17 protein-coding genes are annotated in these 22056 nt (G+C 62.2%); 10 read left to right on the top strand and 7 right to left on the bottom strand.

Annotated elements, in window-relative coordinates:
- Nucleotides 1–3: 3 nt before the first annotated feature.
- Nucleotides 4–804, bottom strand: coding sequence for a 5-oxoprolinase subunit PxpA (locus ACR9ZN_RS03055; protein ID WP_454817972.1), 801 nt, complete (start codon nt 802–804; stop codon nt 4–6).
- Nucleotides 805–1084: 280 nt separating this feature from the next.
- On the opposite strand from ACR9ZN_RS03055, the gene ACR9ZN_RS03050 reads away from it, so the two are divergent.
- The gene (locus tag ACR9ZN_RS03050) at nt 1085–1990 is read left to right on the top strand and encodes a LysR family transcriptional regulator (RefSeq protein WP_434960803.1); all 906 of its coding nucleotides are present in this window, start codon (nt 1085–1087) and stop codon (nt 1988–1990) included.
- A gap of 51 nt (nt 1991–2041) precedes the next feature.
- Here ACR9ZN_RS03050 and capA read toward each other — a convergent pair whose 3' ends face one another.
- Both capA and capB read right to left on the bottom strand, forming a co-directional pair.
- Nucleotides 2042–4120 carry a caprolactamase subunit alpha gene (gene capA / locus ACR9ZN_RS03045; RefSeq protein WP_481271325.1) on the bottom strand — a complete coding sequence of 693 codons (2079 nt, stop codon included), beginning with the start codon at nt 4118–4120 and terminating at the stop codon, nt 2042–2044.
- A gap of 11 nt (nt 4121–4131) precedes the next feature.
- Nucleotides 4132–5886, bottom strand: coding sequence for a caprolactamase subunit beta (gene capB / locus ACR9ZN_RS03040; RefSeq protein WP_454817976.1), 1755 nt, complete (start codon nt 5884–5886; stop codon nt 4132–4134).
- A gap of 360 nt (nt 5887–6246) precedes the next feature.
- Between capB and ACR9ZN_RS03035 the strand changes: the two genes are divergently transcribed.
- Both ACR9ZN_RS03035 and ACR9ZN_RS03030 read left to right on the top strand, forming a co-directional pair.
- The gene (locus ACR9ZN_RS03035; protein WP_434960806.1) at nt 6247–7242 is read left to right on the top strand and encodes an AraC-like ligand-binding domain-containing protein; all 996 of its coding nucleotides are present in this window, start codon (nt 6247–6249) and stop codon (nt 7240–7242) included.
- A 127-nt stretch (nt 7243–7369) separates the two neighbouring features.
- Complete coding sequence (locus ACR9ZN_RS03030; RefSeq protein ID WP_322432017.1) at nt 7370–7669, top strand: hypothetical protein; 300 nt, start codon at nt 7370–7372, stop codon at nt 7667–7669.
- Nucleotides 7670–7745: 76 nt separating this feature from the next.
- Here ACR9ZN_RS03030 and fhuF read toward each other — a convergent pair whose 3' ends face one another.
- Genes fhuF through ACR9ZN_RS03015 form a run of 3 tightly spaced genes read right to left on the bottom strand, consistent with a single transcriptional unit; the run spans nt 7746 to nt 11829 of the window.
- Nucleotides 7746–8489 carry a siderophore-iron reductase FhuF gene (gene fhuF, locus ACR9ZN_RS03025; protein WP_481271324.1) on the bottom strand — a complete coding sequence of 248 codons (744 nt, stop codon included), beginning with the start codon at nt 8487–8489 and terminating at the stop codon, nt 7746–7748.
- The gene (locus ACR9ZN_RS03020; protein WP_481271323.1) at nt 8486–9733 is read right to left on the bottom strand and encodes an MFS transporter; all 1248 of its coding nucleotides are present in this window, start codon (nt 9731–9733) and stop codon (nt 8486–8488) included. The genes fhuF and ACR9ZN_RS03020 overlap by 4 nt, the downstream gene beginning before the upstream one ends.
- A 35-nt stretch (nt 9734–9768) precedes the next feature.
- Nucleotides 9769–11829, bottom strand: a complete 2061-nt coding sequence (locus tag ACR9ZN_RS03015) for a TonB-dependent siderophore receptor (protein ID WP_481271322.1) — start codon at nt 11827–11829, stop codon at nt 9769–9771.
- A gap of 894 nt (nt 11830–12723) precedes the next feature.
- Between ACR9ZN_RS03015 and ACR9ZN_RS03010 the strand changes: the two genes are divergently transcribed.
- The 7 genes from ACR9ZN_RS03010 (at nt 12724) to ACR9ZN_RS02980 (ending at nt 21074) form a co-directional block, all read left to right on the top strand.
- Nucleotides 12724–14355 carry a methyl-accepting chemotaxis protein gene (locus ACR9ZN_RS03010; protein WP_454817986.1) on the top strand — a complete coding sequence of 544 codons (1632 nt, stop codon included), beginning with the start codon at nt 12724–12726 and terminating at the stop codon, nt 14353–14355.
- Between the two features lie 88 nt (nt 14356–14443).
- Nucleotides 14444–14863: a chemotaxis protein CheW gene (locus ACR9ZN_RS03005; protein ID WP_434960812.1), complete on the top strand. Its 420-nt coding sequence runs from the start codon at nt 14444–14446 to the stop codon at nt 14861–14863.
- Nucleotides 14860–16101, top strand: coding sequence for a CheR family methyltransferase (locus ACR9ZN_RS03000; RefSeq protein WP_454817990.1), 1242 nt, complete (start codon nt 14860–14862; stop codon nt 16099–16101). Before ACR9ZN_RS03005 ends, ACR9ZN_RS03000 begins: the two co-directional genes overlap by 4 nt.
- Nucleotides 16098–16778: a chemotaxis protein CheW gene (locus ACR9ZN_RS02995; protein WP_454817992.1), complete on the top strand. Its 681-nt coding sequence runs from the start codon at nt 16098–16100 to the stop codon at nt 16776–16778. The genes ACR9ZN_RS03000 and ACR9ZN_RS02995 overlap by 4 nt, the downstream gene beginning before the upstream one ends.
- Complete coding sequence (locus ACR9ZN_RS02990; protein WP_481271321.1) at nt 16775–19024, top strand: hybrid sensor histidine kinase/response regulator; 2250 nt, start codon at nt 16775–16777, stop codon at nt 19022–19024. Before ACR9ZN_RS02995 ends, ACR9ZN_RS02990 begins: the two co-directional genes overlap by 4 nt.
- Nucleotides 19021–20049 carry a chemotaxis response regulator protein-glutamate methylesterase gene (gene cheB / locus ACR9ZN_RS02985; RefSeq protein WP_454817996.1) on the top strand — a complete coding sequence of 343 codons (1029 nt, stop codon included), beginning with the start codon at nt 19021–19023 and terminating at the stop codon, nt 20047–20049. The genes ACR9ZN_RS02990 and cheB overlap by 4 nt, the downstream gene beginning before the upstream one ends.
- Complete coding sequence (locus tag ACR9ZN_RS02980) at nt 20046–21074, top strand: diguanylate cyclase domain-containing protein (RefSeq protein ID WP_454817998.1); 1029 nt, start codon at nt 20046–20048, stop codon at nt 21072–21074. The genes cheB and ACR9ZN_RS02980 overlap by 4 nt, the downstream gene beginning before the upstream one ends.
- Before the next feature lie 129 nt (nt 21075–21203).
- Here ACR9ZN_RS02980 and ACR9ZN_RS02975 read toward each other — a convergent pair whose 3' ends face one another.
- Nucleotides 21204–21833 (bottom strand): TetR/AcrR family transcriptional regulator, encoded by a 630-nt coding sequence (locus ACR9ZN_RS02975; RefSeq protein WP_454818000.1) that lies wholly within the window; start codon nt 21831–21833, stop codon nt 21204–21206.
- Between the last annotated feature and the right edge of the window lie 223 nt (nt 21834–22056).

Below are 22056 nucleotides of genomic sequence, written 5' to 3'. Positions count from 1 at the left end.
TCTTCATCCCCTCGTGATGGCTTTGAACGGGTGCGCCAGCTCGCTCGCCGGCATGATCTTGATGCCATCGGCCACCAGGGCCGCACGCATGGCGCGGGCGATCGCAAGGCTGCCGGGCGTATCGGAGTGAAAGCAGATGGAGTCGAAGGCGATGTCGATGTCGTCGCCCTCGACGGTCCGCACCCGCTGCTCGCGGCAGGCCCGCACCACCTTGTCGGCGATTGCCGCCGGATCGAGCCGGCCGGTGCGGCGGGTGAACACGATGGAGCCCGAGCGGCCATAGTCGCGGTCGGCGTAGAATTCGCGGATCACCGGCTGGCCGGCCTCGACGGCGACGCGATGGGTCAGCGAGACATCCATGCAGTAGATGAAGGCGTTGGGAGCTGTGGCCTGCATCGCATGGACGAAGGAACGCGACAGGTCCTCATTGGCAGCCAGTTCCATATAGAGCGCGCCATGCGGCTTCACATGCTGCAGACTGGCACCATGGCGTCGGGCAAATTCCCGCAACGCTCCGGTCTGGTAGACGATGTCGTTGACGATCTCCTCGGCCGCTCCCTCGATGCGGCGGCGGCCAAAGCCCTGGAGATCTCGATAGCCGGGATGGGCGCCGATGCCGACGCCGTGCTGGGCCGCCAGCCGGACGGTGGCGTCCATCAGCGATGGATCCCCCGCATGAAAGCCGGTGGCGATGTTGGCGGAGCTGATGAGCTCCATCAAGGCGGTGTCGTCCGCCTCCGCCAAGCGCCATTGGCCGAAGCCTTCGCCCATGTCGCAATTGATGTCGACCGCAGCCAGCGCCAAGCCAGCCTCCCTCTGTAATTAGTCCTGCGCCGGCATCGCCGCCGGTCTTGCTCTGACGTTACGGCGAGACGGATAGATTGAAAAATTCTATAATCAGATGCTTGTTATCTGATTTTCAGAAATAGGAGATTTCCTGACTTCGCTTGAATTTCCCTCATATTGGGTCAATTTTCCGGAGATAAGCCCGCAGGTATGAGATTCGGTGGAGTTCTGGTCGGCCATCTATCGATTTTATAAATATTGATGTAGAGGTCGATCTGAAACGCGAAGGGAGTTGTTCATGCCGGTCAGTCTGCGCCAGATCCGCTATTTCGTGGCGACAGCCGAGCATGGCCAGGTGTCCCAGGCCGCGGGCGAACTCGGCATCTCGCAATCGGCGATCACCACCGCCATCAAGGAGCTGGAGCAGATCGTCGGCGTCGAACTGTTCACCCGCTCCACCCAGGGCATGGACATGACGCCGGCGGGCCGCCAGTTCCTGTTTCACGCCTATGAAATCCTGAACAAGGTCGAGGAGGCCACCAGCCTTCTCCTGCCCGCCAATGATTTTGCCGGCCGGCTGACGGTGGCGGCCACCTACACGGTCATCGGCTATTTCCTGCCCACCCATCTCGGCCGACTGCGACGGGCCTGGCCCAATCTCGACATCCAGCTTTTCGAGCTCAACCGCGAAGCGATCGAGGACGGGTTGCTGGCCAATCGCTACGACATGGCGGTGCTGCTGACCTCCAACGTGATCAATCCCGATCTCACCACCGAGACATTGATGAGCTCGCGCCGGCGGCTGTGGGTGCCGGCCCGCCACCGGCTGCTGGCGCAGGGCGCCGTCAGCCTCAAGGAGATCGCCGAAGAGCCCTATATCATGCTGACCGTGGACGAAGCCGCCCATACGGCGCTGCGCTATTGGAGCCTGTCTTCCTTCCGGCCGAACGTGACGCTGCGGACGTCGTCGGTCGAGGCCGTCCGTTCGCTGGTGGCGGACGGGCAGGGGGTGGCGATCCTGTCGGACATGGTGCTCAGGCCCTGGTCGCTGGAGGGCAAGCGCATCGAGACGATCGTGCCGACCGAGCCGATCCCCTCGATGGATGTCGGCCTGGCCTGGCGGCGGGACGCGGTGTTCACGCCCGCCATGGAAGCCTTCCGCTCCTATTTCCGCCAGGCCTTCTTCCTGCCGCCCAATCGCTAGCGACAACAGCCCCGCGAGCGAAAGGAGAGCAGGAAAGGCAGGCATTGCCGGTCAATCCTTGCGGGTCAGCAGATAGCTGCCGCTTTCATGCAGGCTTGCGGTCCAGCCCGGCTCGATGACGATGGTGGTGGTGACCTCCTCGATGATGGCAGGCCCTGCAACTGACACGCCCACGCCCAGCTTCGAGCCGTCATAGACAGGTGTAGACGTCGTCTCGCCCGATCTGTGGAAGATCGCGGGCCGTCGGTCTTTCAGGGCCTGTTCCAGGCTACCGGTGCTGTCGAGGCGAGGAGGCCTGGGTTTTTCGATCAACCCGAAGAGGGTGGATTCGATATTCACCACCTCGACCGGGTTGTGCCGCTCACAATAGGTGTAGAGTTCTTCGTGACGGGCATGGAAGGCTTCCTTGACCCGGTCGATCGTGGTGTCGTCGATCCTGAAATTATCGATGTCGACCGTGCATTCATGCACCTGGCCGACATAGCGCATTTCGAGGCTGCGCTTGATGGCGATGCGGTCGGCAGCAAAGCCGTCTGCCTCCAGATGGCGGACACCCTGGGCCTCGATCTCGGCGAAGAGCACGTCGATCTTCTCGCAGGCGCCGGCATTGTCCAGGCGCAAAGGAGCGGTTGCCATATAGTTGTATTTGACGTCCGAGATGATCTGCCCGAAGGCGCACAGGCCGGAGGCGAGCTTGGGCAGGATGATGGTATCGATGCCCATCTCGCGCGCCAGAGCGGTGATGTGGGCGGCGGTGGCGCCGCCGGCCCCGACCAGGACGAAGTCGCGCGGATCATAACCACGCTCGACCGACACGCGCCGGATGCCGTTGACCATGCCGCTGTTTACGATCGTGAACATGCCATAGGCAACCTGTTCGACGCTGATGCCGAGCGGCCCGGCGATCCTGGCGATGGCCTCGCGAGCTCGTCCGACGTCGAGAGGCAGCTTGCCGCCGAGCAGCCCCTCGGGATTGAGATAGCCGAGCACGAGATTGGCATCGGAGGTCGTGGGATCGGTTCCTCCGCGCCCATAGCAGGCCGGGCCGGGCTCGGAGCCCGCTGATTGCGGACCGACCTGCAGCAGGCCCAGGCTGTCGATCCAGCCGATCGAGCCGCCGCCGGCACCGAGCGTCTCGACCTGGATCATGGGAACGCCGACGCGGTAGCGCAGGAAGTCGACGTTCTTGTTCAGGTTGGTCTGGCCGTTGCGGGTGAGCGTGATGTCGAAGGAGGTGCCGCCCATGTCGACGGTGATGACATTCTCCTTGCCGAACGGGGCGCCGACATAGAGGCCGGCCTGCGGCGCGGAGGCGGGGCCGGAATTGATGGCGTAGACGGAGCGATCGGTCATCACCTGCCCGACGGCTAGGCCGCCATTCGACTGGAAGTAACGCACGGGCTGCTTGGCACCGAGATCGCGGAAATAGCGGTCGACGGCGGTGACGTAGCGCCGCATCACCGGAGCCAGATAGGCATTGGTCACCGCGGTGGAGGTGCGGGTATATTCACGGATCTGCGGATAGAGTTCGCTGCCGACGGTGAGGATCACGTCGGGCATCATCTCCCGCACGATCTCGGCGGCGCGGCGCTCATGCCCAGGATTGAGCACGGACCACACGAAGGAGATCGCTACCGTCTCCACTTTCTCAGCGAGGAACAGGCGGCAGGCCTGCCGCACGTCCTCTTCCTGTATCGCGGTGCGGACGGAGCCATCCGATAGCACGCGCTCGCGCACGCCGCGCCTGAGATAGCGCGGCACCAGCATGGTGGCCGCCGGATATTCGGGGTCGTAGCGAAAGCCGTCTTCCTTATGGCCGTTGCGGATCTCGATGGAATCCTCATGGCCCGCCGTGCAGATCAGCCCGGTCTTGCCGCCCCGATGGGTGATCAGGGCATTGAGGCCGACCGTGGTGCCGTTGATGCAGAGGTCGCAGTCGGACACGATGGCCGAAGGCGTCGTGCCGAAATTCTCGGCGATCTGCTTCAGGCCGTTCTCGATCGCCCTGGTCGGATCGGATGGCGTGGACAGTGCCTTGAACAGTTTGACGTCGCCGCTGGTGCGATTGGCGATGACGAAATCGGTGAAGGTGCCCCCGGCGTCGATGCCGAGACGATAAGCGTGTTCCATGATGATTTCTTTCAGGCCGCCCGGAGCCGTTGGGTTTCGGCGAGGTCGACTTCCAATGTTTCGGCATTCGTGATGGACACGCCGTAGTCGGCGCGAGCGCCCTCGATGGAGACGAGTCCGTTGCGCACATCCCAGACCACCTTGTCGACAGGACGCTCGAACGGATTGCCATAGCCGCCGCCACCGGGGTTGAGATTGGTGATGGTCTGGCCGGGCTTGATGGTCTCGATGATGTTCTTGCGCTCGACCGTGACCTCGCCGCCGCGCCGGAGCTCGACGCGGCCGACTTTCTTGTCGATCAGGGCAGACTTGGCGCCGGCCGCGCCCATGGCTGGAATGCGTCGTCCTTCGCCGAAGCCGATGCACAGCATGTCGCCGTTCAGCGGCTCGACCTCCCAGGCCGTGCCGGAGCCGCCGCGGAACTTCCCGGCGCCGCCTGAATCGGTCATCAGCGCGTAGCGGTGAATGATGATGGGATAGGAATATTCCAGAAGCTCGACGTCACCCGAAGTGAGGGCGCCGAAGCAGCATTCCGGACCGACGGCATGCCAGCCGTCCTGCTGGGGAGTGGCGCCGCCGCCCGAGATGATGGTGGCAAGCACCATGGTCACGAACTCCTCGCCGTTGCGGCCGTCCTTGCCGGCGATGTTGAGCCCGTTGGCATGTCCCCAGGAGGCCGCGACCTTGGAAGGCATCGCCTTCTCGAAGGCGAGCCGAACCGCATCCGTCAGCGTTTCCATCGGCGTGGTGGTGCAGTTCATGTGGGGCGCGGGCTCCTGCGCGTTGCACAGCGTGCCCTTCGGCCCGAAATCGACGCTCACGCAACGATAGAGCCCCTCATTGTAGGGCGGGGGCAAAGCGGCGAACATCATCAGGCCGAGATAGACGCCCGAATGGGAGTTGCCCTCATAGGAATTGATGAAATAGGGCACTTGGGGCGGGCTGGAGATGACGATGTGACAGGCGTCGCCGGTGATGGTGACCTTGGCGCCGATCTCGAAGTCGCCGAAGCCGTGCCCGGCATCCTCGAGGATGGCCTTGCCCTCATAGGTGCCATCGGGAACGCTCGCTATCAGCGAGCGCATATGCCTGTCGGCCATGTCGAGCAGCGTGTCGATGCAGGCATCGACCGTCGGCTTGCCATATTTGTCGAGGAGGGCGATCAGGCGCCTTTCACCGACCTGGCAGGCGCCAATCAGGGCGCGGAAATCGCCCTCCTGGTCGCGTCGCGCCCGCATGTTGGAGAAGATCAGGTTGAGCACGTCCTCGCGTGGCTTGCCGCGGTCCCAGATCTTCACCGGCGGGATACGCAGGCACTCGGCGTAGATCTCGGTGGCGTTTGGGTTGTAGCCGGCCGGAACCGGGCCGCCGATATCGGTGAGGTGTCCCTTGCAGACGGTCCAGTAGACCAGCTCGCCCTGGTAGAACACCGGCTTGTACATGCAAGTATCGATGGCGTGGCTGCCGCCGAAGACGGGATCGTTGTGCAGGAAGAGATCGCCTTCATGAATGTCGTCACCGAAGAATTTGGCGACGGCCTTCATGGCCGGGATCAGGGAGCCGAGATGGATGGGAATATCCTGGCCCTGGAGGATCATTTCCGGACGGGCATTGAAGAGCGCGGTCGAATAATCGTGGGCCAGGTTGAAGACGGAGGAACGCGCCGTCTTTTCCAGGGCCAGCGTCATCTCGCGCTGGGTGGTCTCCAGCACCCCACGCACCACCGATAGTGTGATCGGATCAACTTTTTCTCGCTCTATCGACATCCATCCTCCCCAGAGCAAAGCGCGTTCAGACGTGAACGCTTGTTTGCTCTCACTCTTTGGTTCCAAGCCAATCCTACGGATTGGCTGGAGCGTCTTTGCGATTCTTGGCGATGCCGCCAAAATCGCAAAACCCTCCGGCCAGCCGCAAGCAAGGCGGGAGAAGTCTGTCCCCCACGATCCCCTGCAGCGGCGTCTCGCGCACCGTTGTTTCCATCAGCCAATCAGGTTTGCCGGCGGCCGTCTTTGCAGGGAGCGAGCAATGGTTTGACGCTGAGTGCACAATCGGCCGGATGGCCGGACCGCGCGATTGCCATCCTCGCCTCTCGCGCCTAGTCTCGATAACCGTTCTGTGGAGCTGTCATGAAGACTTCCGTCACCACGAGCGCGACCCGCACCATGGATCGGAGCCGGCACTGGCACCAGGCCATTGCCGGGGCCTATTTCCCGCTCGACCTGACGTTCCGCCATCCGGATCATTTCTTCGGTGACCTCACCATCTGGCAGTTCGGCGACGTATCGATCTCTCGGCTCTCTTCGGACGGGCTGCAATATCTGCGCCTGCCGCATCATTTTCGCAGTGCCCGCAAGGAAGAGTTCCTGGTGACGGTGCCGACCCGTTCCCAGGTTTCTTTCTCCCAATGCGGCAGCGAAGTGCGCTGTTCGCCCGGCGGCTTCTTCCTCGAGCGCAGCCACGAGCCCTATGAGTTCAGCCACGCCGATCCCGCCGATCTCTGGGTGCTGAAGGTGGCCTCGCAACCGCTGTCGGAGCGTATCCGCAGTCCGGACAGGCTGTGTTCGCTGCAGTTCGACGCGGCCAATGGAGCGGGCGGCCTGTTTGCGGACATGCTGCACCTCCTGCCCCAGCGCTTCGAGGCGCTGGACGAGGAGGCCCGCACTGCCGTGGGGCGCCAACTCATCGATCTCCTGGTGCTGGCGGTCAAGGCGGATGATCGTATCCTGACATCGGGCAGCTCGACGGTGCGCGAGGCGCATCTTGCCCGGATCGAGGCCTATATCCGAGCCCACCTCAACGATTGGCGCCTCGATCCCGACATGATCGCGCGGGCCTGCGGGGTTTCCATCCGTTATCTGCACGACCTGTTCCGCGACACCGACCAGACGGTGGCGGGTTGGATCCGCGATCAGAGGCTGGCGGCCTGCCGCACGGCCCTTGAAAATCCCGCCAATAGCCAAACGGCCGCCGAGATAGCCTATCAGTGGGGATTCACGGACCAGGCCCAGTTCTCCAGGAGCTTCAGGGCCCGTTTCGGCGTGCCACCCGGAGAGTATCGCCGGCTGAATCGTCGTGCCGGCACGTCGGGGGCGCCTGCGCCGGACATGTCCGGCACCGCTTAAATCGACATCCGGCCGCCTGCATCAGTCGTGCCGCTCTGCCAGAAACACTCGATCCGATTTCTGCCCCCTTGCGGGTTTATAAGCATGGCTCCGCCTGTTCTTCCGACGTTGAACACAGGAGGCCGCCGTGCCGATCAACCGGACTTTGGCGGATGGCTTGGTTTTCGTATTCCTGGCGTCCGCGACCGCTCTGCTCCTGGACCAACCGAGCGATGCTGAGGCAACTGCCGCCATGCGCGCAATACCCGCGCTGGCCGCCAAGCAGCAACAGACTGCCCATATCAATACTTGTGTGCCCGCCGTCGGTCGCCCGGGCGTGACGTGCACCGCCACGGTGAAGGACACGCCCCAGGCACAAGCGAGCCCAGTCCGTATCTATTTCGCCCGCGGTCCGGACAGTGCCTGGATCGCCGAGATCCTGCACTGAACCTTGAGCACTGTGCCGGAGCGTGGAATTTGTTTTCAGCAAGAAAGAAGCGATAACAACAGGCTACAAAGTTTGTTTAAATGGGAATGTCTGCTTTTTGCTTCCGACTTATCTGCGGCAGCGGGCACAGGCTGCCGCAATCCTCCACGCCCGGCAGAAGATAGCGCAGGCAACAGACTTTCCGCCGGCGCACGGGTTGTCCCTGTTCCAGGGGATAGCGAACCGCCCCGCAAATCGGATTGGGACGACCATCGCCGCCACTGCGCTGCTGCAGCAAAGCACGGCCTTCCTCCAAGGCGACTGGGCAGGGAACGCCAACGTCCAGCACCTGCTGCAATGTCCACTCGAAAATCGCAGCAGCATTGGTCCACAGCAAACGCTTGGACACGCCAAATCGCGCCTCGAAATCGTGGATCAGCGGTTCGACATGCCCTTCGAAAAGGCGCGAGAAGCGTTTGGTGGCGTCGCCGGGATGCAGCCTGCCCTCATCCGGGATGACCAGCGCGGCAGTGCGCCCGCTTTCATGCGGAACGATGCCGATCGCATCCAGATCCACGGGCAATTCCCGGTCCAGCAGCAAGGTTGCGGCCGTTGCCGGGATGACCAGCGCCCCGAAATGCCATTGCGTCCACATCGAGACAAGTGCCTGGCGGTCGGCGCCGGGATAGGTGTCGGCAAAGCGTGACATCAGATCCTCGGCCACGCCTTTTTCGAGAAGGCTGCGACCGGCAATCAGGCGTCCATGCACGCCCGGCAGCGCCACGCTCTCCTTGTACCAATGGAGATTTCCAGCAAAGCAGGGCGCGAGGGATGCGATCATCGACCGTACGGAACTCCGACCAGCGCCTCTGCCGGATCCTTCCGGGCAGCGGACCGCACGGCGACGCGATGGCTGAGAATGGCGGCGATCGGCGCGGCAGCCAGAGCGAGAAATGCCGCCATGCCGAAATAGGGCCCATAGCCCCAATGCTGGGCGACCCAGCCCGAACCCATGCCACCCGCCATGCTCACCAGCGCGTCCATGCATTGCAGCAGCGTGAAGTCGATGCCGGCCTGGCGGGGATCGGAGACCACCATAAACTGGGCATAGAGTGCGACGAAGCCGAGAGCCATGATGCCGGACGAGCTTGCCAGTGCGAGGATGAGCAGGAGGGGTTGGCCGATCCCGCCCTTCCAGGCGGCGAAGGCCAAGCCCGACAGCGCGATGGCCTGCAGGACGAGCGCCAGTGCCAATACGGTCCGCGCGCTCAACAACCGCACGAGGGCACCGCCGATCAGGGCACAGATGAAACCAATGGCCATGCCGCCGACGCCGTTGACGATGCCCAGCGAGGTGAGGTCGAGGCCGCTGTCGATCAGAAAGGGGCCGAGCATGCTGACGCCCCATTTCTGGGCGATGACGTTGACCGCTGCCAAAGCCAGGCCCAGATGCATGTCCTTGCGCCGCAACGCCTGGCGCAGAGAGGGCCGATGGTTGCGCCCGGGAGAGAGCGGAGCCGGCGACAATACGAAAAGCAAGCCGAGCACGATCAGCAGGCCTGCCATGGCAAAGCAGGAGACGCCCCAACCATACTGGGCAACCAGCACCAGAAAGAGCCCCGATCCGATCGCCGACCCCAGATAGGCGCCGCCGACCTGCGCCGCATTGCCCCAGCCATGATAGCGCTCGGACAGGGTTTCCACCGCATGCCCGTCACAGGCGATGTCGCTGGTGGAGGTGGCGAAGGCAATCAGCAGCAGCACGGCGAGCAGGGGCATGAAACTGGTTGGCCCGATCAGCCCGGTCAACACGAGGCCGGCAGCCGAGATCAGGCCGCCGACCAGGACGATCGAGCGCGAGCGGCTATGGCCGGCGGGCGGTAGCCTGTAGCGTTCCACTGCCGGCGCCCATAGGAATTTGAAGGCCCAGGGCAACACCGCCAGATAGAGCATGCCGATCTGGTCGAGCGGCAGGTTTCGCTCCCGCAGCACGCTCGGCAAGGCGATGAAGGTCAAGCCGCCGATGATGCTCTGGCCGACATAGAGCCCGCCCACGCCGAGCACGATGGCGAGTGGAGAGGACAAAGTGTACCTGCTCGGCGTGCCAGGCTCGATACTGCTCACCAGCGGTAGCGCAGGCTGGCAATGACCTTGCGTCCCTCGTCGAAATAGCAATAGCCGACCGTGCAGATCTGCTTGACCTCATTGAGCAGATTGGTGGCGCTGACCTGCACGCGCATGCCGGCGAGTTTTGGATTGAGGTTTTCGAGGTCATAGCGGATCGATGCGTCCACGAAGGTTCGCGGCTTGTTTTCGAGTATCGCGCGATTGAGATTATCGCCCAGGCTCGAGCCGACATAGCGCACGCCGCCGCCAATGCCGAGGCCGGTGGCCGGCCCCTCCTGGAAGGCATAATCGAGCCAGAGCGAGGCCATGTGATAGGGCACGCTCGACAGACGGTTGCCCTCGGTGTCGGGAGTGAGCTTGAGGATGCGGGCATCGTTGTAGGAATAGGAAGCCTGGACGCTGAGCCCGTTGGTCAGCGAGGCCACGCCCTCGATCTCGACACCGCGCGAGCGCACGTCGAGCTGGACCTGCTTGTTGAGACCGTCGATGACTTCATAGACCACCGCATTGTTCTGGCGCATGTCGAAGACGGCGGCGCGCAGCGACGCGTTCATGTTGGGAATGTCGTATTTGACGCCGATTTCGGTCTGTTCGCCGGTGGTGGGCACGGCGACGCCGCCATTGAGCACCGCACCCGGATTGGGCGTGAAGGAGGTGCCATAGGCGACATAGGGGGCGAGGCCGAAATCGGTGACATAGCTCAAGGCCGCCCGTCCGGTGAACTTGGTGTCGCGGCTCTTGCTTTGCGTCATGCCGCTGCCGACCGTGCCCTTGCTGAAGCGGCTATAGAGCCAGTCGTGCCGGCCGCCGAGCGTCAGGCGCCAGTTCTGCCACTTGACTTGGTCCTGGACATAGATGCCGGTCATCGCCAGCGTCTGCTTCGACTGGGTGGTCAACGGTGGGTCGACACCAAGGGGCACGCCGCCATAGCCTTCTGCCGAACGGTAATGCAGATAGCTGGTGTCCAGACCCGTCACGAGCGTGTGTTCGAGCGGACCTGTGGCAAAGTGGCTTTCCAGGCTGGTATCGCTGGCAAAGCCGGCCGTGCTTTCGCGAGTCAGGCCAGGGCCGAAATAGTAATATTCCTGATTGGTGCCAAGTTGCGAATAGCGTGCGTTCTGGCGCAGGATCAGGGCATCGCTGAACTTGTGCTCGAACTCGTAGCCGATGCGCCCCTGCTGCTGGCGAAAGTCGTTGTAGCGGCGATCGCCGGCGAATACTTTGGTGGCGCCAACCGACTTGTCGGTGACGTTGCCCCGACTATCGACATAGGGCGCGTAGCGGTTGAGGTAGACCTGAGTGCCGCCAACGGTGGAATCCATATATTCGCCAAGCAGCGTGAGCTTGGTGGCATCGTTGGGCTTCCAGGTTATCACCGGTGCGATGAAGACGCGGTCGTCCCGGCCGGCGCTCAGATCGGCCTTGGCATTGCGGACGACGCCGGTCAGCCGATAGAATACAGTCTTCTCGGCATTGAGAGGTCCCGACAGGTCGAAATTGCCCTGGAGCCGACCGAAGGAACCTGTCTGCAATTCGATCTCGCGGAAAGGCGTCTCGGTCGGGCGCTTGGAGATGATGTCGACGATGCCGCCCGTGCTGCTGGCACCATAGATGGAAGCGGCCGGGCCACGCAGGATGGAAATCGCTTCCACCCCATAAGGTTCGAGCCTGAACAGGCCGTTCGGGCTGTTGAGTTGCCGCAGTCCGTCGCGGAACACGCCGGTATTGGTCATGTCGATGCCGCGGACCATGAAACCGTCATACCGGGAATCGAAGCCATACATGCCCACGACGGCACCGGGGGTGTAGGCGATCGCCTCGAGCAAATTCTGTGGCTTGCGCTCTTCGAGCTGGGGCTGCGTCACGGTGGAGACGGATTGCGGCACTTCCAGCAAAGGAGTGTCGGTCTTGGTGGGGCTCCGACCGGAGGTCGCGACATAACCGGTGGTTGCGATCACGCCCGCTACTCCGCCGCGGTCCTTGCCCTCCACCACCACCGGATCGAGCTCGATCGGCGTGGCGCCATTGGATTGGGCATGGACGACACCAGACATCAGAACAAGCGATGCGGACGCCAGAAGGGCGGATTCAAGTTTCACAGGCCGAGAGCTTTCTTCAAGAAAAAATCAGACCCGCCTAACAATATCCTTCAACTCAAGTCAACGAGTACATATTTGAATCATTCAAGATTGGTACTTTATAATACGGTATTTTAAATATTGAAAAATATATAGATAATTATAAGATTTTGCGTAAATTTATACTTACATTTATGCTTGAAAATCCACACTATAAAAACAAAAATATATCTTATCGATTGCCAGTGACACTGCGGCAGGAAGTCAAGAGCGCCGCCTCGAATCGTGGATCGCCACAGGCAGCCGCTGCGCTCGAACATGGCGATGGGATGATGCCTGCTCCAGGTAGGGCAGGGGCCTCGCCAGATCGGCAGGGTCTCGTGACCACTGGGTTGGCCTGTGACCGCGGCCGCTGAAACGGGGGCTTCGCCCAGGCTGCCGGCACCCGCAAGGCATGCACGGATGTGCCTCCTTCATAAAAGCATGTTCTGGGAGTAAGTCCTTCATTATGAAGAGATTAATGTTTGGTTGGCATATCTGGTTGCATGAGCGCGTCGGCTAGAATCAAAGCTCCGAAGGGGTCGCCTTGATCCGATCGTGTGGTTTGTCGGAGCCGATGGTCGCAGGAATGCGACGGGGAAGCCCGTCGATCCGAATGAGCATGTCGCGAAGGATTTCGGGTGGGGGATGAATCATGTATGGCCTCAGCGCCAGTGTCCATCAGTCCGGCGTGCTTCCATTTGCGGAACCTGGCCTTACTCGTCATGGATTTCGATATAGCTTTCCCTACGGATTTCGTCGTACGGTCGTGTCATATTACCATGCTCGACGTGCTGATCGTTGCAAGACTGAAATGACGTGGCAACTTCCATGAAACAAGTAACCATCCGCGCGCGTATAATGCTGAGTTTCGGCATTATCCTTCTGGTCGTTCTAGCCATCGGGCTGTTTGCCTATTGGCAGCTCAAGTCGATCGATGACCATGTCACCGGTCTCAAGTCCGACTCCGTTGCCGGGCTACGACAGGCAGCTTTCGTCAAGGATGGACTTTTTGCCGACTATCTTGCCTTCGTCATGTCACGCGAGGCTGCGGCCAAGGCCCCGACCGACGATCAGCTTGCCGACGGCAGAACCAAGATGGAGCAACTTTTCAGGGGCTATGAGGAAACGATCGTTGCCGACGCCGATCGGCAGCTTTTCTCGCGCTTCAAGGACTCGGTCGCTTCCTATCAGAGCCTGAAGGAAGGCTTTCTCAAGCAGGCGGCGGCGCGCAACGGCACGCCTGGGAACGGGGAGGCGAATGCATCGGCCGCTTCAGGTGTCGATGCGGCTTTCAACACGGCCTTCAAGAACCTCACCGATGTAATAGCGTTCAACCAGCAACGCGCCTTTGCCTTGCCCGATATCGTCGGCAATGAAATCCTCTCTTTGCTGAGCGCCATGATAGTGGCCTTCGCATTTGCCCTGGTGGTTGCCGCCTTTGCAGGCTTTTCGCTGCTGCGCGCCATCACCAAGCCCCTGCTGCAGTTGAAGACGCTGATGAACACCATGCGCAAGGGCGACTTTACCCAGCGCATGCAGATCGTTCGGCAGGATGAGTTGGGCGATCTCGGCGAAGGCTACAACCGCATGGCCGACGAAGTGATGGAACTCGTCGGCCAGGTCCAGCGCTCGGGTATCCGCGTCAGCACGTCGATGACCGAGATTGCGGCGACGTCCAAACAGCAGCAGGCAACGGCCTCGGAAGTCGCCGCCACCACAACGGAGATCGGTGCGACCTCCCGCGAGATCGCAGCAACCTCCAAGGAATTGGTCAGGACCATGTCCGATGTCGTGACGGTGTCCGAGCACACCGCCAGTCTGGCATCGGGAGGCAAGGTCGAGCTGGCCCATATGGAGGACACCATGAACCAGGTGATGGGCGCTGCCAGCTCCATCACCGCCAAGCTTGCCGTGCTGAACGAAAAAGCCAGCGACATCAACCAGGTGGTCACGGCGATCACCAAGGTTGCCGATCAGACCAATCTCTTGTCGCTCAATGCCGCTATCGAGGCAGAAAAGGCCGGCGAATACGGGCGCGGCTTTGCCGTGGTGTCTTCGGAAATTCGGCGTCTAGCCGACCAGACGGCCGTCGCCACCTACGACATCGAGCAGATGGTCAAGGAGATCCAGTCCGCCGTGTCGGCCAGCGTCATGGGCATGGACAAGTTCTCGGAGGAAGTGCGACGCGGCCTGCATGACGTTCATGAGATCGGAGCCAAACTTTCCGAGATCATCACGCAGGTGCAGGCGCTTACGCCCCGCTATGAATCCGTCAGCGAAGGCATGCAGGCGCAGGCGACGGGGGCCGAGCAGATCAGCGAGGCGCTCATACAGCTGACCGAAGCGACGCAGCAGACGGTGGAATCCCTGCGCCAGTCCAGCTCGGCGATCGACGAACTCAATCACGTCGCCAGCAATCTCAGCGGAAGCATCGCACGCTTCAAGCTCGAGATGGCCTGACGCGCAAGGGCGCATGGAAACAAGAAGCTGGAGCTGCAGCGCGTTTTCGCCAGAACGCGCTTTTCTCCAGGATATGGCGGAACTCAGAATGCTCTTCCTCTATTTCCGGATCGGCGATGAGGGCTTTGCGATGACGATCGATCCGATCGTCGAGGTCATGCCGTTGACGGAATTGAAGAAGGTGCGTCAGGCGCCCGAGGGGGTCGCCGGCTCCTTCGAATATCGCGGCCGTTATGTACCGGTCATCGATCTGTGTACCCTCGAGCTTGGCCGGCCGGCGCGCCGGCGCCTGAGCACGCGCATCATCGTCATACGCCATCCGCAGGACGATACCGTCCTGCTGGGTCTGATCGCGGAAAATGCCACGGAGATGCTCCGGCTGGATCCGGCCGAATTCGCACCTTTCGCGCCCGGCCCGCATGGCCTGGTTCAGCGTGTTCAACTGGAAGGCCTGCTCCCAGCTGCGCTTCTCACCGCCGTTCGCAGCCAGCCGGTGGCCAGCCAATGAGCGACCCGCGCTTCGAGCAATTCCTGGGGCGCGTCATCGGGCTGAATGCTGCCTCGATCGGTCCGTCGGCGATCGAGCGTGCGGTGGTGGCGCGGTACAAGGCGTGCAAGCTCGACGGCGCCCAGGCCTATTGGGAACTGCTGCAAAATTCCGAAGAAGAAGTGCAGGAGTTGATCGAGGCGGTCATCGTCCCCGAGACCTGGTTCTTTCGCGCTCCCCAGGCTTTCGTTGCCTTGGCGCGGCTGGTGACGCGTGGAATGTTTCAAGCTGATGCTTCTCGCCCATTGCGCCTCCTCAGCCTGCCTTGCTCGAGCGGGGAGGAGCCTTATACGATCGCCATGGCGCTGCTCGATGCGGGCTTGACCGTCGATCAATTCCGTATCGACGCCGTTGATCTCAGCGCTCGCTCGCTTGCCCTTGCCAAACAGGGCATCTATGGGCGCAACTCGTTTCGGGGGGAGAACCTAGCTTTCCGCGACCGCTATTTCGAAGCAACCAGGGACGGATACAGGCTTTGGGACGCCGTCCGCAGCCCCGTGCAGTTCAGCCTGGGCAATATCGTGGCGCCGAATTTCTATGCCGACCCGGCGAGCTATGATTTCGTTTTTTGCCGCAACCTGCTGATCTATTTCGATGCGGCGACGCAAAGGCAGGCGATCGCCGTGATCCGGCGCCTGCTCGCGCCCCATGGGATCGCCTTTGTCGGCCATTCGGAGGCCGGGCTGATGGGGGCCAACGGCTTCACCTCGACCAAGATTCCGATGGCGTTCGCCTTCCACAAGGAAAGCGCCCGCCTAAGCACTACCAAGGCAAGACCCACGCCGTCGGCAATCGCGACCCCGCCACGGCGTGAGCCGCCGCCACTGCCGAAACCGAGGCCTTTCGCTCCCGCCCCCCCTCGACGCGAGGAGAAGCGGGAAGCAGCGCTGCCAGACCTTGACGAACTGCGCCGGCTGGCCGATCGGGGCCGGCTGGAGGAGGCTGCGCGTGGATGCGAAGCGTTGATCCGTCAGGATGGCGCAACTCCCGACGCCCTGGCACTGCTGGGCTTGATCAGCGACGCCTCCGGCGATCTGGGCACGGCAGAGCGCTATTACCGCAAGGCCCTCTATCTGGATCCCGCCAATACCGAGGCGCTCGGCCATCTCGCCCTCTTGCTCAGGAAACAGGGCGATCATGGCGGCGCCAGACTGCTCGACGAGCGCTTGCGACGCCTGGACGAACGGAGAGTGCGATGACGAGCTTGGCTTCCGACGTTCCCGCCGCAGCGTCGCCCTTCGAGATCGACAATTGCTGGCAGCGGATCGGCGTGCGCGGCGACAAATCATGCCCGGAACTCCGGCGCCATGCGCATTGCCACAATTGTGAGGTGTTTTCACGCGCGGCCTCTCGATTGCTCGATCGTGACGTTCCCCCAGGAGAGATCACCGCTGCCCTTCCGCCAGCGGAGGCGGGCGCGATCGCGCGTTCGTCCAATAGCCAATCGGTACTGGTCTTCCGGTTGGGCAGCGAGTGGTTTGCCTTGCCCACGCTGGTCCTGGACGAGGTGACCGGCCTGCGCCCCATCCATTCACTGCCGCACCGGCGCAATCCTGCGCTGCTGGGCTTGGTCAATGTGCGCGGCGAATTGGTGATCTGCGTCTCGATCGCCCAGGTCCTCATCGGCGGCGAGCAGCATTCGCCGCAGGGCCGGCTGATCGTCGCCCACCATGCCGGTTCCCGCTTTGCGTTTCCCGTCGACGAGGTCCAGTACACCCATCTCTATGTGGAAGCGGAGCTGAAGCCTGTGCCGGCCACCGTGGCCCAGTCGAGTTCGGGTTTCACCCGAGGCCTGCTGTCTTGGCGCGACAGAAATGTCGGCCGGCTCGATGAGCATGCGTTGTTCGAGACCCTCGGCAGGGGGCTGGCACGATGACACAGGATCTCAGCCAATTCTCGATGCGCGACCTGTTTCGCATCGAAGCGGAAGGACAGGCCGAGGCGATGACGACGGCCTTGTTGGCGCTCGACAAGGATCCGGCGCGAGCCGACCAGATCGAGGCCTGCATGCGAGCCGCTCACTCCCTCAAGGGGGCTGCCCGCATCGTCGAGATCCATGCCGCCGTGACGATCGCGCATGCGATGGAAGATCTTTTCGTTCTGGCCCAACAGCGCGGCGCCCGGCTGGATCACGGTCGGATCGACGTACTCCTGCGCGGCGTGGATTTGCTTCTGACTTTCGCCAGATCGCCGGATCTCGAAAGCGGTTCGCGCGACGAGGCCTGGCAGGCCGAAGCCGATCAGTTCGTCCTGGAACTCAGCCAGCCTCAAGCCGAAGCTGCGGAAATGCCGGCGCCGGTGCCGAAGCAGACGCCCGAGCCCACCCCACTGCCCCTACCGGTGGCGGAGGAAACGACCTCAGCCTCCGGATCAACCGACCGGGCCCTGCGAGTCAGTGCCGAAAATCTCAACCGGCTCCTCGATCTCGCCGGTGAATCACTGGTGGAATCGCGATGGCTGGGACCTTTCGGTCAGTCGCTGCAACGCCTCAAGCGTCTCCAGCTCGAGGCGGCGAGTGCATTGGAGTCGCTGCGCGCTGTCTTGCCGGTCCACGCCCTGGATGAACGGGCGCAATCGGCCCTCGACAAGGCCCAGCAACGCCTTCTGGAATGCCGGCAGCATCTGTCGCAGCGACTGGGAGAACTGGAAGCCACCGACCATCAGGCCACCACGCTCGCCCACCGGCTCTACGATCAAGCGCTGGCGATACGCATGCGTCCCTTCTCCGACGGCATCGCGGCCTATCCGCGCATGGTGCGCGACATTGCGCGCGAACTCGACAAGAAGGTGCGGCTGGAGATCGTCGGCGAGCGCACGCTGGTGGATCGGGACATTCTGGACAGGCTCGATGCTCCGCTTGGTCATCTCCTGCGCAACGCCCTTGATCACGGTATTGAAAGCCCCGACGAAAGGGTTGCCGCCGGCAAGGCCAACGAAGGCGTGGTCCGTCTGGAAGCATCGCACCGCGCGGGCACGTTGCAGATCACCGTCTCGGACGATGGGCGCGGTATCGATCTCGAACAGATCCGCCAAACCGTGATTGCACGAAACCTTGCCAGCTCGGACACGGCGAACAGGCTCAGCGCCCATGAATTGCTCGAATTCCTGTTCCTGCCCGGCTTCTCCATGAAGGGAAAGGTCACCGTTATTTCCGGCCGGGGCGTAGGGCTGGATGTCGTGCAGGAGATGATCCGCCAGGTTCGCGGCCTGGTGCGAGTAACGTCCGAGCTCGGTGAAGGTACACGCTTCAAGCTGGAGCTGCCGCTCACGCTCTCGGTGGTCCGTTCGCTGATCGTGGAAATCGGCGGGGAGCCCTACGCCTTTCCCTTCGCCCATATCGTGCGCGCCATCAAGATCGCCGGCGATCAGGTCCAGACCCTGGAAGGGCGCCAGCATTTCAACCTCGATGGACAGCTGGTCGGCCTGGTCGCGGCACATCAGGTGCTGGGTTGTCCGCCGGCTGATGATCCCAACGGCGAATTGCGCATCGTCGTGGTCGGCAGCCCCGGTGCCATGTACGGACTGGTGGTCGAGCGCTTCCTCGGCGGTCGCGAGCTGGTGGTGCAGCCGCTCGACCCGCGCCTCGGCAAGATCAAGGATATCAGTGCGGCTGCCTTGATGGAGGACGGCTCGCCGCTCCTGATCATCGACGTCGAGGACATCATCCGTTCCATGGAAAAACTCTCCTCCGCTGATCAGCTTGCTCAGATTGGCCGAAAGAAGGCCGGCAGGCAGGAGGAAAGGCGCAAGCGCGTGCTCGTCGTCGACGATTCCCTCACCGTGCGCGAGCTGCAGCGCAAACTGCTCGACCATCGCGGCTACGAGGTCGAAGTGGCCGTCGACGGCATGGATGGCTGGAACGCCTTGCGCAACGGCCGTTTCGATCTCCTGATCAGCGATATCGACATGCCGCGCATCGACGGGATCGAACTGGTCCACCGCATCCGGCAGGACGCCGATCTCAAATCGCTGCCGGTGATGATCGTGTCCTACAAAGATCGAGCGGAGGATCGCCAGCGCGGCCTGGACGCTGGGGCGGATTATTATCTTACCAAAGGCAGTTTCCAGGATGATACTCTGATCAACGCAGTGGTGGATCTGATTGGCGAGGCTGGGGTATGAGGATCGCGATCGTCAATGATTTGCCGCTGGCGGTGGAAGCAATGCGGCGGGTGCTTGCCATGGCACCCCAGCATCAGCTTGCCTGGGTCGCCGCCGATGGCGTGCAGGCAGTGGAGTTGTGCAGCCGGGACCTGCCCGATCTCGTGCTGATGGACCTGATCATGCCGCGCATGGACGGTATCGAAGCCACCCGTCGGATCATGGCGCAGTCGCCCTGCGCCATCCTGATCGTGACAGCTGATGTCGAGACCAATGCGGCACGCGTTTTTGCCGCCATGGGGGAGGGGGCTCTCGATGCGGTCGACACGCCACTTCTAGGCTCGCGCGAGACGCGTTGGGGGGCACGCCCCCTCCTGGCAAAGATCGACGTGATCGCTAATCTGGTCACCGACGGCAATCCCAGGCAAAGGTCTGCCGATACGGCACGACCACAGACCCAGCAACTCATCGCAATCGGCGCATCGGCCGGCGGTCCCACCGCATTGGCCACGGTGTTGAAAAGCCTGCCCGGTAATTTTGCTGCCGGCATCGTGATCATTCAGCATGTCGATGCCCGCTTTGCGCCCGGCCTTGCCAACTGGCTCAGCCAGCATTCCGCTCTTCCGGTCCAGCTCGCGAGTGAGGGAGATCGCGCTTTGCCGGGACAGGTTCTGGTCGCCGGCACCGACAATCACCTGGTTTTCAAGGTCGGCGGGCAATTGGGCTATACGCCCAATCCGGTCGATCAGGTTTATCGTCCGTCCGTGGACGTTTTTTTCGACAGCGTGGCACGCCTATGGAAAGGTCCGGTGACCGGCGTCCTGCTGACCGGCATGGGGTCGGATGGAGCGCGCGGCCTGAAAGCGCTCCGTGAACTTGGACATCACACTATCGCGCAGGACCAGGCTACAAGTGCGGTCTATGGCATGCCCAAGGCGGCAGCCGCCCTGGGTGCCGCGACGGACATTCTGCCGCTGGACAGAATCGCCTCGCGTCTGACCGAACTGCTCGGCTCGCCGCGCCTGAGAAGAGGAACTGCCCCATGAGCCAGCCAGCAGACGTCAAATCCCACGGCGCCGCCTCCCTCGACACCATCCATCAGTCGGTCATGGTCCTTCTGGTCGATGATCAGATCATGGTCGGCGAGGCCATCCGGCGCGCGCTGATCGATGAGATCGAGATCGAATTGCATTATTGCTCCAATCCGCTGGAGGCCCTTGCCATCGCCAAGCGGGTGAAGCCCACCGTGATCCTGCAGGATCTGGTGATGCCCAATATGAATGGCCTGACCCTGGTCCGCGAATATCGTGCTGACCCCGCCACCAAGGCCATTCCCGTCATCGTGCTCTCGACGGAGGAGGAGGCGGCTGTCAAGAGCGAAGCTTTTCGGATCGGCGCCAATGACTATCTCGTCAAGCTGCCCGACCGGATCGAGTTGATTGCGCGCATCCGCTACCATTCGGCGGCCTATCTGACCCAGATCCAACGCGACGAAGCCTATCGTGCCTTGCGTCGAAGCCAGCAGGAGTTGATGGAGACCAATCTCGAGTTGCAGCGCCTGACCAATGCTGACGGCCTGACGGGCCTCAGCAACCGGCGCTATTTCGATCAATATCTTGATACCGAGTGGCGCCAGGCCATACGCGCGAAAGAGCCGATCTCGTTGTTGATCATCGATGTCGATCACTTCAAGCAATATAACGACACCTATGGCCACCTTGCCGGTGACGAGGTGTTGAAAACGGTGGCGACAGCGGTGAGGGGCACCTTCCATCGCCCCAAGGACCTGGCAGTACGCCTGGGGGGTGAGGAATTCGCCGTGGTGCTGCCGCAAACCCAGGCGGGCGATCTTGCCTTTCTTGCAGATAAGGTGGTGCAGGCCATCGAGGCGCTAGGGCTGCCGCACGCGGCCTCTCCGATCGCCGACAAGGTCACCATCAGCGTTGGCGGCGCAACCCACGTTCCGGCCAGCGACGACCGGCCCGAAAAATTGATCGAGGCGGCCGACAGGGCGATGTATGAAGCCAAGAGATCCGGCCGCAATCGCGCCACTACGGCGGCGGGCCTGTAGGCCATTTTGCGACCTCGTTGAGTCACGCAGAATCGCAAAGACGCGTTTAAACAAGGACTTCGGCCAAGAAAGCGCTCTGTCGTGAACACGCCTTGCCATCGGCAAAGTGTGCTCTCTCGCAAAGAGACACTAATGACCGGGGCATTTGCGCGCCAGGGCCTGCAGGCCGGCGAGGGCGAATGTTTCCAGCGCGCATGACATCGGTTCGATCTCCCGTTCGCGCTCTGCCAGGCTCGGGGCGATGGATTCCAGCACACCGCGCTCCACCGTAGCCAGGACCATGAAGGGTGCGTTGAGCGCCAGTTCGGCCCTACCGATGTCGGGATGATCCAGCGGACGATCTAGCATGCGGGCAAGCAGGTCACGCAGCCAATGGACCTGGGGCGCCAGAAAATCCTCGTCCACAATCAGCGTGGAGACTGTGGGCGTCACCATCTCGCGCGTGACCAGCCTGATCTGCCATGAGCGTTCGGCCGGCGACAGCAATCGCCGGGCCATCAGGCCATAATAGGCCTTGAGCTGATCCAGGGGCTCGGCGTGTTCCAGAATGGCCGCGAATGCCTCGGGCGGAATGACGACCTCGCGCCGTGCCTCTGACACCGCCGCTTCATAGAGCGGGCGGATACCACCGAAATAATAGTTCACCGCCGCTGTGTTGACGCCGGCCAGATCGCAAATTTCCCGGCTCGTCGACGCATGGTAGCCCTTGTCGGCAAAGACCCGTCCGGCCGTTTCGATCAGGTTTTGGCGCGTCTTCACGCCACGCTCCTGGCTGTCTGGCGAAACACGACGGGCATGCAGGGGTCTGGGCATGAAGCTTGGACACTGTCTCTTGAGAAGTAACTTTTTACCCACGAGCTTTAAAATGTCAATTTCATATTCGGATTTGACATTGCGGTGCCGTTCGAGCAACCTCACGTTCTGCTGAGGCAATGGCTGTGCGCAAAGGCACATGCGGTCTCCGTTGAGCCTGCACCAACCC

The sequence above is a fragment of the Labrys sp. HAY1-8F genome, assembly GCF_056754975.1.
Note: the sequence above shows the minus strand (reverse complement) of the source record. Positions and strands in the feature narration are given on the sequence as shown.